General features: G+C 47.9%; 11 protein-coding genes. 6 read left to right on the top strand and 5 right to left on the bottom strand.

Features of this window, described 5'->3' with window-relative positions; genetic code table 11:
- The first annotated feature begins 1 nt into the window (after window position 1).
- The gene (locus IT233_06530) at window positions 2-1,186 is read left to right on the top strand and encodes an amidohydrolase (GenBank protein MCC7302278.1); all 1,185 of its coding nucleotides are present in this window, start codon (window positions 2-4) and stop codon (window positions 1,184-1,186) included.
- Here the strand turns inward: IT233_06530 and recQ are convergent.
- A complete protein-coding gene (recQ, locus tag IT233_06525; GenBank protein ID MCC7302277.1) occupies window positions 1,183-3,396 on the bottom strand; it encodes a DNA helicase RecQ in 2,214 nt (737 codons plus the stop codon). The genes IT233_06530 and recQ overlap by 4 nt on opposite strands.
- Before the next feature lie 226 nt (window positions 3,397-3,622).
- Here recQ and IT233_06520 point away from each other — a divergent pair, with 226 nt between their 5' ends.
- The 3 genes from IT233_06520 to IT233_06510 all read left to right on the top strand — a co-directional run bounded on the left by IT233_06520 (window position 3,623) and on the right by IT233_06510 (window position 5,714).
- On the top strand, window positions 3,623-4,327 hold the full coding sequence (locus tag IT233_06520) for a glycosyltransferase family 2 protein (protein ID MCC7302276.1): 705 nt from the start codon (window positions 3,623-3,625) through the stop codon (window positions 4,325-4,327).
- A gap of 4 nt (window positions 4,328-4,331) precedes the next feature.
- Window positions 4,332-4,685, top strand: coding sequence for a DUF2304 domain-containing protein (locus IT233_06515; protein ID MCC7302275.1), 354 nt, complete (start codon window positions 4,332-4,334; stop codon window positions 4,683-4,685).
- Between the two features lie 156 nt (window positions 4,686-4,841).
- On the top strand, window positions 4,842-5,714 hold the full coding sequence (locus tag IT233_06510) for an NAD-dependent epimerase/dehydratase family protein (GenBank protein ID MCC7302274.1): 873 nt from the start codon (window positions 4,842-4,844) through the stop codon (window positions 5,712-5,714).
- A gap of 28 nt (window positions 5,715-5,742) precedes the next feature.
- Here IT233_06510 and fbp read toward each other — a convergent pair whose 3' ends face one another.
- Window positions 5,743-6,759, bottom strand: a complete 1,017-nt coding sequence (fbp, locus tag IT233_06505) for a class 1 fructose-bisphosphatase (protein ID MCC7302273.1) — start codon at window positions 6,757-6,759, stop codon at window positions 5,743-5,745.
- Between the two features lie 60 nt (window positions 6,760-6,819).
- Between fbp and IT233_06500 the strand changes: the two genes are divergently transcribed.
- Both IT233_06500 and IT233_06495 read left to right on the top strand, forming a co-directional pair.
- Window positions 6,820-7,302 (top strand): GNAT family N-acetyltransferase, encoded by a 483-nt coding sequence (locus IT233_06500; protein MCC7302272.1) that lies wholly within the window; start codon window positions 6,820-6,822, stop codon window positions 7,300-7,302.
- Window positions 7,289-8,539 carry an aspartate kinase gene (locus tag IT233_06495; protein MCC7302271.1) on the top strand — a complete coding sequence of 417 codons (1,251 nt, stop codon included), beginning with the start codon at window positions 7,289-7,291 and terminating at the stop codon, window positions 8,537-8,539. The genes IT233_06500 and IT233_06495 overlap by 14 nt, the downstream gene beginning before the upstream one ends.
- Before the next feature lies 1 nt (window position 8,540).
- Here IT233_06495 and ggt read toward each other — a convergent pair whose 3' ends face one another.
- From ggt to mgtE, 3 genes are read right to left on the bottom strand one after another with little or no spacing between them, the layout of a single operon-like run.
- On the bottom strand, window positions 8,541-10,199 hold the full coding sequence (gene ggt / locus IT233_06490) for a gamma-glutamyltransferase (GenBank protein MCC7302270.1): 1,659 nt from the start codon (window positions 10,197-10,199) through the stop codon (window positions 8,541-8,543).
- A 47-nt stretch (window positions 10,200-10,246) separates the two neighbouring features.
- Window positions 10,247-11,188, bottom strand: coding sequence for a hydroxyacid dehydrogenase (locus tag IT233_06485; protein ID MCC7302269.1), 942 nt, complete (start codon window positions 11,186-11,188; stop codon window positions 10,247-10,249).
- A gap of 1 nt (window position 11,189) precedes the next feature.
- Window positions 11,190-12,584: a magnesium transporter gene (mgtE, locus tag IT233_06480; GenBank protein ID MCC7302268.1), complete on the bottom strand. Its 1,395-nt coding sequence runs from the start codon at window positions 12,582-12,584 to the stop codon at window positions 11,190-11,192.
- Between the last annotated feature and the right edge of the window lie 11 nt (window positions 12,585-12,595).

Here is a 12,595-nt window from a genome sequence, read left to right as displayed (position 1 = left end):
TATGGCTGAGCTGAACGATAAAATCCGTGCGTTGGCGGAAAAGTATCATTCGGAGGTGCGATCTGTCCGCCGTCAGCTTCATGCTCATCCTGAACTTTCGTTTCAGGAATATAAGACCTCTGAGTTTATCGCTGCCAGGCTGACGGAATATGGGATCAGCTTTAAGAAAGGTATCGTCAAAACGGGTATTGTTGCCTTAATCACAGGGGAGAAACCTGGGAAGTGTATCGCCCTGAGGGCTGATATGGACGCTCTCCCGATTCAGGAAAAAAGCGCGGCAGATTATTGCTCCAAACATCCCGGTATAATGCACGCCTGCGGACATGATGTGCACATGGCCTGCCTGCTTGGTGCTGCCAGGATCATCCATGAGCTGCGGGCGGAACTTCACGGAAGTGTTAAACTGATCTTTCAGCCCGGTGAGGAGAAAATTCCGGGAGGCGCGAGCCTCATGATCGGTGAAGGAGTGTTGGAAAACCCCAGGCCGGAGGCAATTGTGGCACTTCATGTGTTTCCTTCAATGGAAACCGGTCGGGTGGGATTCCGTTCGGGCATGTACATGGCAAGCACAGACGAATTATACCTGACCTTCAGAGGTAAGGGCGGGCACGCAGCCATGCCGGCGGATTATATCAATCCCTTATTTATTGCTTCCGCCGTGTTGATGGAGCTGCGAAATGTATTTATGATTAAAAAAGCGGGAGGCCACATCCCAACCGTTATCGCTTTTGGAAAAATAGAGGGTAAGGGTGCAACGAATGTTATTCCCGAATCCGTTTATGTGGAAGGTACGTTCCGAACCCTGGATGAGAACTGGCGTACAAAAGCTCATGCCCTGATGAAGGAGATTGCAGAACGCAAAGCCAGGGAAGAGGGCGGAAATGTTGAATTCCGCATCGAAAAAGGATATCCGTTTCTCCGGAATGATGAAGCACTTACCGGGAGATGCAGGGAAGCGGCGGAAACCTACCTGGGAAAGGAAAAGGTGGAGGATTTACCTGTGCGTATGACCGCGGAGGACTTTGCATTTTATACTCAGCATATCCCGGGCTGTTTTTTTCGACTGGGAACCGGTAACAAATCAAAAGGGATCAGCGCCGGTGTACATACCGAGACGTTTGATATAGATGAGGAGGCACTTCAGACGGGTGTGGCACTGCTTTCCTGTATTGCACTGAAGAGTTAATTCCCAAATTCACTCAGGAACTTTATCCGCATAAGCCTTACCTCTTCTTCAGAATAGGAGTCTTCACCAAGTTCCTGCAGAGCGGCCTCCAGCGAATCCGTTTGGGATTCGCGGAAGTAATCAAGAATATCTTCCTGTTTCTCGTCGTCAATCACCTGATTGATATAATACCCAAGATTAACACGTGTGCCGGATTGCACAATGTGCTCGATCTCGGTGAGTATCTCATCGAAACTCAGCCCCCTTCCGTTGGCAATGTCCTCCAGGTCTAATTTACGGTCAATACTCTGTATGATAGCAACTTTTGCCTGTGACTTATTTACTACGCTTTTTACCACCAGATCCTGTGGCCGTTCTATTTCATTTTCTTCAACATACTTTTTGATCAATTTTACAAAGTCAGCTCCGAATTTCTGTGCCTTTCCCAGTCCGACCCCCGTGATCTTGGTCAGTTCGTCCATTGTAGTCGGATACTGTATTGCCATTTCGGAAAGAGAAGTCTCCTGGAAGATGACATATGGAGGAAGTTTATGCTTTCCGGCCGCCTGCTTGCATAAATCTTTAAGCATAGCGAACAGGACTTCGTCCGCACCTCCTCCGCGCCCGTTGCCGTTGGTTACAATTTCATCCTCATCTTCTCCGGAATCCGCACCTTCATAATCGTGGTCGCGGGTGATCATCATGCTCCGGGGCGAACGCATAAATTCCTTACCCGACTTGGAAATTTTCAGAATGCCGTAGGTTTCTATGTCTTTCTGTAATAATCCCTGAATCACTGAATGACGGATTACAGCGTTCCAGAATTTCTCTTCTTTATCATCTTCCGCGCCTTTCCCGTATACTTCAAGGTTATTGAACTTATAGGACTTCACGGTGGAGGTCATCGTGCCCATCAGCACACTGATCACATCCTTTGCCTTGAATTTTTCCTTCATGGCCGCAACCGTCTCCAGCATCAGTTCTACATTTTCCTTTCCCTCAAATTTTGATTTCGGATGCTTGCAGTTGTCGCACATCCCGTTGCAATTGTTTTCATCGAATTCTTCTCCGAAATAATGGAGCAGAAATTTCCGGCGGCAAACAGAAGTTTCGGCATAGGAGACTGTTTCCTGAATCAGCTGTTTGCCGATTTCCTGCTCGGCAACAGGTTTTCCTTTCAGAAATTTTTCCAGCTTCTGTATGTCGTCATAGGAATAAAAGGTAAGGCAATGTCCTTCACCACCATCTCGCCCGCTACGACCGGTTTCCTGATAGTAACCTTCAAGCGACTTTGGTATATCATGGTGGATAACAAACCGTACGTCTGGTTTGTCGATTCCCATGCCAAAAGCAATTGTGGCTACAATCACATCAATTTCCTCCATCAGAAATTTGTCCTGTGTGCTGGCCCGTGTACCTGCATCCAGCCCGGCATGATAGGGGAGGGCTTTTACACCATTCACTTGCAGGGTTTCGGCCAACTCCTCTACTTTTTTCCGGCTGAGGCAATATATAATTCCAGATTTTCCGTTGTGTTTGCGTACAAACCGGATAATCTCTTTTACCACATTCACCTTTGGGCGGATCTCGTAGAACAAATTCGATCGGTTGAATGAGGATTTGAAGACATTGGCCCCGGTCATGCCCAGATTTTTCAGAATATCCTGCTGTACTTTGGGTGTGGCGGTAGCTGTAAGTGCAATGATTGGAGTTTTACCGATCTGTTCAAAGATGGGTCTTAGCCTCCTGTATTCCGGCCGGAAATCATGTCCCCATTCAGAAATACAATGTGCCTCGTCAATCGCGAAGAAAGAGATGCGTATGTCGCGAAAAAAAATCACGTTTTCCTCTTTATTAAGCGATTCAGGAGCTACATAGAGAAGTTTGGTTTTCCCTTCGGTAATGTCACTTCGAACCTGCTGAATTTCTGCCTTGGTCAGCGAAGAGTTCAGAAAGTGGGCTATGCCCGTTTCTGCTCCGAAACTTCGGATATTATCCACCTGGTTTTTCATCAGGGCGATCAGGGGAGATACCACAATAGCCGTCCCTTCGCTGATCAGGGCAGGCAGTTGATAGCAGAGAGACTTCCCCCCGCCCGTAGGCATGATAACAAATGTGTCATTGCCGTCAAGAACACTCTGTATAATCTGTTCCTGTTGGTCTTTGAATTTGCTGAATCCGAAGAATTGCTTGAGATGACTTTGTAGCGACCTGGTCTCGGTGCTGTTCATTATTGGGGATGTATTAAAAACTCATTGTTTGAAACGTTCTTTTTCACAAGGCCAGCCATGATGGAAAAATCCTATTTTTACCTAAATAGTACGTTTCCGTTGCCTTTAGGTAAATATATAGAAAAAAAGAATGTTATATAAAAGAGACAAGTCATTTTTTTTAAAGAATTTGACAAATGGGTGATTTTATACGACAAATCTGTACACCTGGCGATAAATAGCTGCTATGAAGATCGCAGCCGTCATTCCGGCATATAATGAGCAGGATTCTATACGTCATGTGGTGGAGGGAATACGCAGAATAGCGAAGGAATCCGGGATTCCGCTGATTCCGGTTGTAGTGAACGATCTTTCAACCGACCATACAGCGGAGGTGGCAGAAAATGCAGGGGCTGTGGTTCTGTCGCTTCCGGTGAACCTGGGCATTGGCGGAGCGGTTCAAACGGGGTTTATATACGCCAGAGCGCATGGATTTACACATGCCATTCAGGTAGACGGAGACGGACAACACCCACCGGAAGCCATACCGGCCATGCTGAGGAAAATGGAGGAGGAGGAGCTGGATGTTGTCATCGGATCGCGTTTCATTTCCGGGGAGGGTTTTCAGAGCAGCGCGCTGCGCCGCCTGGGGATACGGTGGTTTTCCGCCCTGGCCCGCCTGCTCACCGGCTATAGGGTGCTGGACAGTACCAGCGGTTTTCGCCTTGTGAACCTCCGCACATTGAATATACTCGCAGAAGAATACCCGGATGATTATCCTGAACCCGAGGCCATCAGTATTTACGCCCGGCACGGCCTTAAGGTAGCAGAGATCCCGGTTATAATGAATGTGCGCAGAGGCGGCGAATCGTCGATCAACTCCCTGAATGCTTTCTATTATATGTGGAAGGTGACGCTCGGAGTTGTATTTTCACACCTGAGAAAACACTGAAATCATGGAACGTATACAAGTCATCGCCATTCTTGCCAGTCTGCTCTTTCTTGGAAATATAGCCCGGCTGATTTTCAAGGGAAAACTAAGGGAAGAATATGCGTTCATCTGGATCATTTGTACTCTTGTGCTGCTGACATTTTCCATCTGGAGGGAGGGCCTGGAAGTGGTGTCTGGTCTGTTCGGAGTGTATGAGGCACCAAACCTGGTTTTTATCGGGGCGATCTTCGCTATCCTCATCTATCTGTTGCATCTTTCTGTAACCGTAAGTCGCCTTCAGCGGCAGAACAAAATGCTGGCACAGGAAATGGCGAATTTAAAGGAGGAATTGAAAAGAAGGAATGAACCGGTAAAATGATCTTACCGACGGATATTAACGAATGATTTTACCGGAAATGAATGGCCGAATCGCCATAAAATGACGACGAACACGAGTTAGTAAGAATATATAAAATCAGGATTCAATCGCGGTGTTACCCTCACTATCTTTTCCTACTTTTACGACGGGAAAAGTATGCCTTCCATCGCAATCACAGGAGCGAACGGTTTTATCGGCTCTCATTTGGTAAGTCACTTCGTGAGAAGGGGCTGGCGTGTTATCGCGCTCGTGCATCATATGCCGGAAAATTGGATCAGGGAAGTGCTTTATGTTCACTACGAACTGGAGAAAGGACCTGACGCGGGAGCTTTTCATAATACGGATTATGTGGTTCATGCCGCATATGTTAAACAGCACAATCATCCGGACAGTTTTCGCATTAACCTGGAAGGTACAAAGAAGGTACTGGAGCTTGCACGGGAAAAACAGGTCAAGCGTACGGTATTCATCAGCAGTATTGCCGCGCGCAGTAATGCAGAATCTGCCTACGGCCAGCAGATGTTTGAACTGCAGCAAATGTTTTCCCGGCCGGCTGAACTAAGCATCCGACCAGGGCTTGTAATAGGCGACGGAGGATTGTTCCGAAGCATTTACCGCTATATTTCCACACGGAAATTTATACCAATGGTGGCCGGTGGTCATCAGCCAATGCATACGATCGGAGTATGGGACCTTGCACTGGTCATTGATAAGGCAATTGAAGCGGAACTGAGTGGTACTATTAATATTGCGGAGGAGGAAGCGGTGGAAATGAAAACCCTCTACAAAGAGGTTGCAATGACCTCCGGTAACCGTCCGGTATTTGTTTCTATGCCTTACTGGCTTGCATTTTTTATTCTGTGGATAGGCTCGTGGACGGGAATCGCTATGCCCGTAAGTAAAGAGAATCTGCTCGCCCTCAAAAGAGCCCGGCGCGAGGATGTGAAGAAGGACGTGGCACGTCTGGATATCCGGATCGCTCCTTATTATGAATCGATCGCAAAACTTAAGCAGGTACTTTCTTCCTGAATTCCGGTACCACCCGGATTTGCGCTCGTCAGGTCTTTACGGAAGAATATTTTTGCATGAACTCCGAAGCAAGGTCAACCATCTCGGTGGAACCTGCGAAGAATGGACTGCGCTGATGGATGGACTTTACTTCCTGTTCCAGAATGCGCTTGGCACCATCCGTCGCTTTCCCTCCGGCTTGTTCGATAATAAACGCAAGCGGATTGCATTCATACAATAACCGCAACTTCCCCTTTGGTGATGAGCTGGTAGTGGGATAAATAAAAATACCGCCTTTGAGCAGGTTGCGGTGAACATCTGCCACTGCTGAACCGATGTATCGGGAGGAATACGGACGTTTGGTGGCTGCATCTTCTTCCTGACAATACTTGATGTATTTCTTTACTCCGTCAGGAAAATGAATGTAGTTGCCTTCATTGATGGAATAGGTCTTGCCCTGTTTGGGCGTTTGCAGCCCGGGATGGGATAAACAAAATTCACCAATGCTGGGATCATACGTGAATCCATTCACCCCTTTTCCGGTAGTGTAGACCAGCATGGTGGAAGATCCGTAAATTACATATCCGGCAGCTACCATTTCTGTGCCCGGCTGTAGAAAGTCTTCAATCGTTCCCGGGCCTGATAAACTGATCCGCCGGTAAATACTGAAGATCGTTCCCACGGAGACATTCACATCTATATTCGAAGAGCCGTCAAGTGGATCCATAGCCACCACATACTTCGCGTTCTTGGAATGCGCGTTATCCACCGGAATGATATCTTCGTTTTCCTCTGAAGCGATGGCGCACACTTCCCCGCCAACCGAAAGCGCCGCTATAAACTGTTCGTTGGCGAACACATCCAGCTTTTTTACACTTTCACCCTGAACGTTTATTTCGCCTACATCTCCGATAATATCCGCAAGACCGGCTTTATTTACCTCGCGGTTCACAATCTTCGCCGCAATTCCGATGTCGCGCAGCAAACGGGAAAGTTCCCCTTTGGCATATGGAAAATCCGATTGCCTCTCAATGATGAATTGTCCCAGCGTTTTCAATTTGGCCATAACGTCCTTTTGTGCAAATATCGGATTTTTGGCATTGAAATTCGTATTACTTTTAATCCGATGGAAGTCAGGATCAGAAGTGGTTTCAGGGAAGATCTACCCGATGTGCTTCAGCTTATCCGGGAGTTGGCTGAATATGAAAAGGCCCCGGGGGAAGTGGAAGTAACGTTACAGGATCTGGAGCGGGATGGATTCGGAGACCATCCTGTGTTTCGGTTCTTCATCGCTGAGGTGGATGGGAAGATACAGGGTATGGCACTCTATTATGTTAAATATTCTACGTGGAAAGGCCGGTGCATCTTCCTTGAGGATATCATCGTTCGGCAGGATTTTCGCCGGCTCCGGATCGGCAGGCAATTGTTCGAAGCCGTCATTGGCGTAGCAAAAGATATGAGGGTACGGCGACTGGAATGGCAGGTGCTCGACTGGAATACTCCGGCGATAAAGTTTTATGAAAAATACCAGGCAGAGTTCTTAAAAGAGTGGGTATCCTGCCGCCTGGTGGAAAAACAGATTCGGGCCTTCAGTCATGAAAGTATTTAAATTCGGGGGTGCATCTGTAAAAGATGCCAACGCGGTTCGAAATGTAGCCCGAATCCTTTCCTTGTTTCCGGAAGACCGGATACTCGTGGTGGTTTCTGCCATGGGGAAAACAACCAACGCGCTGGAAAAACTAACAGAAGCGTTTTTTGGCAAGTGGGAAAAGAAGGGTGAGATGCTGAAAGAGATACGCGACTTCCATTTCAGCATCGCACGGGATCTCTTTGGTGGAGAGGAAACACTTTTTTTTACTGAATTGCATAATACCTTCGCGGAACTCGAGTGGGAAATCGAAGGAGAACCGGAACATTCATTTGACCAGGTATACGATCAGATCGTGAGCTTCGGCGAGGTGATCTCCACACGAATCGTTCACGCTTATCTCCGGCAGCAATTTAAAGATGCAATGTGGTGGGATGTGAGAGACTGGATCCGTACGGATGAAACATGGCGGGAAGGGAAGGTAGACTGGGAGCTGACTGCGGAGCGCATCAGCAGCGGACTATCTGGTACAGGGAGGATTACGGTGACCCAGGGCTTTCTGGGATCTACTGCGGAAAATTTTACCACTACACTTGGAAGAGAAGGCTCCGATTATACAGCGGCCATTCTCGCCTGGTGTATGGATGCGGAAAGCGTAACCATCTGGAAGGATGTGCCGGGTGTGCTCAATGCGGATCCGAAGTGGTTTGACCATACAGTGCTCATCGACCGCCTGACGTATCAGGATGCCATCGAATTGTCGTATTACGGTGCTACCGTCATTCACCCAAAAACCCTGAAGCCGCTCCAGAACAAGGGAATTCCGCTTTATGTGAGATCATTTATGGATCCTTCGCAACCTGGAACCGCCATCTCCGCGGAGCCTGCACCCCTTCCCATTCCTTGCTTTATTTTTAAAGTAAATCAGGTGCTTATTTCTATTTCTCCCAAGGATTTCTCATTTATCGTGGAAGAAAACCTGAGAGATATTTTTGATCTCTTTTCCCGCATGGGTGTTCATATTAACACCATGCAAAATTCTGCCATTTCATTCTCCGTCTGTATTCAGGCCGATGCACGGAAACTGCCGGACCTTATCCAGGCCCTGCATAGGAAATACCGTGTACTCTACAATGAAAACGTGGAGCTGGTAACCATACGTTATTATAATCAGGAAACCATTGACCGCGTAACGGTCGGGAAGCAAATTTTACTGGAAGTGAAGAGCAGGTACACGGTGCAGATGGTTATGAAATAGTTTATTCCCCGGCCGCTGCATCATCGCCGCGATTGTCAGCTACACCTTTTCGTTTTCCGTCGGGCAGTATGAGAATGATATCCGTTCGCCCTATGGAAGATCGCTTTTTCGGATGATGCCCCTTTATTTTCAGTTCATCAAGAATTTTTTCAGGGTAGCTCTCTTCCACATACAGGTAGTCGGGCAACCACTGATGATGAAATTTAGGAGCATTCACAGCCAGTTCGGGTGAAAGCTCAAATTCAATCACATTCATGATGGTTTGAAAAACGGATGTTGGAATGGTGGAACCTCCGGGCGTTCCCACTACCATGAAAAGCATATTGTCTTTCAGTAAAATGGTGGGTGTCATGGAGCTGAGCATGCGTTTGTTGGGAGCAATAGAGTTGGCTTCGCCTCCTACCAGTCCGTAAAGATTCGGAGTGCCCGGTTTCGCACTGAAGTCATCCATTTCATTGTTCAGGAGAAAGCCCGCCCCCTTCACCACTGTGTAAGATCCGTATGCGCCATTGAGCGTGGTGGTGATGGAAACGGCATTTCCCATTCCGTCTGCAATAGAGATATGGGTGGTTTCTTCACTTTCAGGCGGAATAACTGTAGGTCGGATATTTATACCGGGAGTAGCATAATCCGGGTTGAAATCTGCCAGCCGCTTTCGTATAAAAGCGGTATCAGTAAGCGTGCGCATTGGCACTTTGAAAAAGTCCGGATCCCCCATGTGTTCCGAACGTTCAGCAAAAACCCTCCGCTCACATTCTGCTACCAGATGCACATAACGGACATCCTGATAGCCCCATTCTTTTACAGGATATTTTTCCACCATTCCCATCAGCTGTCTCAGAATAATTCCGCCGGAAGAAGGAGGGGGCATCGTAATTACAGAATAATTTTTATAGGAGAATTGTAACGCCGTGCGAAAAACAGCAGAATAGGATGAGAGATCCGTTTCCGTGATCAGCCCCTTTCCCCGTTTCATCTCCGCCACGATGAGCTGCGCGGTAATGCCGCTGTAGAATCCGTCGCGGCCCAGGTCTCTGATCCTTTTCAGGCTTTCTGCCAGTTCTTTCTGAATAAGTGTATCGCCCGCTTTCCAGGGGATGTTCTTCACGAATGCAACAGGATGCTGGTTGTTAGTGAGAAATTTACTTCTGAGGCTGTTCAGTGCTGCGGCTTCCCGTTCCGTGACAGGAAAACCGTTTTCAGCCAGCCGGATGGCCGGATCAATCAAGTCTTTTAACGGTAAACGCCCGTACGGCTGCATTTTGAAAATGCCATCTATGGTTCCCGGTACGCCCGCAGCCAAAACCCCCTCCAGACTCGCTGTTTTATGCACTTCTCCATTCTTTTCCAGATACATTTCCCGTGATGCTCCGGAGGGCGCCTTCTCACGAAAATCCAGACATATATTCTTCCCGTCCGCAGTTCTTGCAACCATAAAGCCGCCTCCGCCCAGATTACCGGCATTTGGATAGATCACTGCGAGCGCAAACTGAACGGCGATGCCTGCATCAAAGGCATTTCCTCCCTTTTTTAATATTTCTGCGCCAATTTGACTGGCGAGCGGATGCGCACAAACCACCATGCCTTTTTCGGAAAGTGCCGTTTTTTGGGCGAAAAAGCTCAGTGGTAAAAGAAACAGGATAAAGTTTAGGATACGCATGGGGCAAGGGACTATCCGGTCAAAATAATCAGATGAAGATCAATTTTTTATTTCAGTGCAGATATTTTACGAAATAGTATTTCTGCCATTTTCAGATTGCTTTCTATGGTCCATCCGGCAATGTGCGGGGTAAGAATAGTATTTTCTGAACTCATAAGAAAGCGGAGATCATCATTCTGTAATCCGGACAGATTCTCAAAGGATCCGCTTTCATATTCCAGAACATCGAGGCAGGCGCCGCTAACTTTTCCCGATCTCAGTGCCCGAACCAGCGCTGAAGTCAGGAGGTTTTTTCCGCGAGCCGTGTTAATGAAAATGATCTTTTTTCTAAAGGAGTCAAAAAAGCGGTCATCGGCGTAGTACTGCGTTTCTTCGGTAAGCGGCAGGTGCAGACTAACGATGTCTGCATGGTGAAAGATTTCCTGCAGCGAGCATAGTTGTAAAGAAGGGGCATTGTCGTTTCCAGTGTCCGGTTTAAGGTATTTGTCATGCACAAGAATCCTGCAGTTGAAGCTGACCAGTCGCTCCGCCAGAGCACTACCCATATTCCCGCCGCCAATGATCCCGATGGTTTTTCCTTCCAGCTCCCACCCGCGGTTACCTTCACGTATCCATTTCCCTTCGCGGACTTCACGATCCGCCTTCTTCAGGTTGTTGATCAGCATCAGAAGCATCCCGATTACGTGTTCCGCAACGGCGGTTCGGTTTCCTTCAGGAGCGTGCAGGCAGCGGATTCCCTTGCTCTCCGCGTAAATAACATCAATGTTCTCCATGCCGGCTCCTACGCGTGCGATAAATTTCAGTGAAGAGAAGAGGTCAATTGTTTCCTTGCCTATTCTTACCCTGCTTCGGATCACAATTCCGTGAATTTCTTCATTCCCCCGCTTCAGGTAAGCTGCGCCGGCATAATCTTCTATGCAGTTATGTCCGTCTTTCCTCAGGCTGTCAATAAGGAAGGGATGAGCGGTATCCAGGAAAAGAATGTTCATGTCAGAGTAATAATCCGCCCAGAATCAGCGAAGCGATGGAGAAGTAGAGTACAAGTCCGGTGATATCTACCAGCGTGGCCACGAATGGTGTGGATGATACCGCAGGATCAAAACCGGATCTCTTCAACAGCATGGGAAACAGGGAACCAACCAGATTGCCCCAGATGACAACTCCCAGAAGAGAGAAACCAACCGTGTAGGCTACTTCCAGCCAGTGCGGTCCGTAAATATCAACGAAATTTGACCATACCGCTACGCGTAAAAATCCGAAAACACCCAGGATGATTCCCAATGTTACACCTACTTTGATTTCCTTTACAAAAATCTTCCACCATTCGCGAATGGAGACTTCTCCCAGTGCAAGAGCGCGGATGACCAGCGTACTGGCCTGTGAGCCGGTATTCCCGCCGCTGGAAATGATGAGTGGTACAAAAAGAGCAAGAACAACGGCTTTCGCGATCTGATCTTCAAAAAAACTCATGGCCGTAGCCGTGAAACTTTCCCCGATAAAAAGAATGATCAGCCATCCGGCACGTTTGCGGATCATTTCCCAGGTGGAACTGCCCATGTAAGAATCTTCCAGCGCTTCCATACCTCCCATCTTCTGAACATCCTCGGTTTCCTCTTTTCGGATTACATCCACTACGTCATCAATGGTGATTCTTCCCGCAAGGCGCCCCAGGGTATCCACTACAGGCACAAAGATCAGATCGTATCGCTCCATGGTCTTGGCCACCTCCTCCCTGTCCATATTCACTTTGACCGTAATGATATCCGACTCATAAACATCTTTAATGGGGGTGCGAAGGTTGGTAGTGAGAATTTTTTTCAGGGGAATGTACCCCAGCAGCCGTTCGGCATCATCTACCACGTAAACCGCATAAATCTCTTCAATATGATCAGCATGTTCCCGAAGTTGCCGTACACATTCACGCATCGTGAGCGTATCGCGCACCATTACGAGCTCCTTCATCATGAGACCACCGGCGGTGTTCTCATCATAGCTCAGAAGGTCTGCAATGTCACTGGCCTGTTCCTCATCCTCGAGATGCTGAAGAACCTCGTCCTGTTGTTTATCCGGAAGTTCGGCTATAAGGTCAGCCGCTTCATCCGACTCCAGGTTCTCGATAATATCTTCCGCAATTTCCTTCGAGGTGAGTGTTTCAAAGAGAGTCTCCCTTACAACCTCATCCAGTTCAAAAGTTACATCTGCTGCCGTTTGTTCATCGAGCAGTTCAAAGACATCTTTCGCCTCGGCCGGTTCCAGATCATTGAGAATATGGGCAATATCAACCGGAAACAGGTCGTGAACCTGTGCCAGTACAAAATCCTTATCCTTGCGGCGTATGCCCGCCCGGAGTGATTCCAGAAATTCGTTTGTTACCTCGAACTGCATGACCCTGGAAA

The sequence above is a fragment of the Bacteroidia bacterium genome, from assembly GCA_020852255.1.
Taxonomy (GTDB): domain Bacteria; phylum Bacteroidota; class Bacteroidia; order JADZBD01; family JADZBD01; genus JADZBD01.
The sequence above is the reverse complement of the archived record's forward strand: the minus strand, read 5'-3'. Positions and strand labels throughout refer to the sequence as shown.

What these genes read in the sequence shown, in the direction of transcription:
- mgtE (MCC7302268.1), bottom strand. Translation starts at nt 12,584, where the DNA reads ATGCAGTTCGAGGTAACAAACGAATTTCTGGAATCACTCCGGGCGGGC.
- fbp (MCC7302273.1), bottom strand. Translation starts at nt 6,759, where the DNA reads ATGGCCAAATTGAAAACGCTGGGACAATTCATCATTGAGAGGCAATCG.
- IT233_06510 (MCC7302274.1), top strand. Translation starts at nt 4,842, where the DNA reads ATGCCTTCCATCGCAATCACAGGAGCGAACGGTTTTATCGGCTCTCAT.
- IT233_06495 (MCC7302271.1), top strand. Translation starts at nt 7,289, where the DNA reads ATGAAAGTATTTAAATTCGGGGGTGCATCTGTAAAAGATGCCAACGCG.
- IT233_06520 (MCC7302276.1), top strand. Translation starts at nt 3,623, where the DNA reads ATGAAGATCGCAGCCGTCATTCCGGCATATAATGAGCAGGATTCTATA.
- recQ (MCC7302277.1), bottom strand. Translation starts at nt 3,396, where the DNA reads ATGAACAGCACCGAGACCAGGTCGCTACAAAGTCATCTCAAGCAATTC.
- IT233_06485 (MCC7302269.1), bottom strand. Translation starts at nt 11,188, where the DNA reads ATGAACATTCTTTTCCTGGATACCGCTCATCCCTTCCTTATTGACAGC.
- ggt (MCC7302270.1), bottom strand. Translation starts at nt 10,199, where the DNA reads ATGCGTATCCTAAACTTTATCCTGTTTCTTTTACCACTGAGCTTTTTC.
- IT233_06530 (MCC7302278.1), top strand. Translation starts at nt 2, where the DNA reads ATGGCTGAGCTGAACGATAAAATCCGTGCGTTGGCGGAAAAGTATCAT.
- IT233_06500 (MCC7302272.1), top strand. Translation starts at nt 6,820, where the DNA reads ATGGAAGTCAGGATCAGAAGTGGTTTCAGGGAAGATCTACCCGATGTG.
- IT233_06515 (MCC7302275.1), top strand. Translation starts at nt 4,332, where the DNA reads ATGGAACGTATACAAGTCATCGCCATTCTTGCCAGTCTGCTCTTTCTT.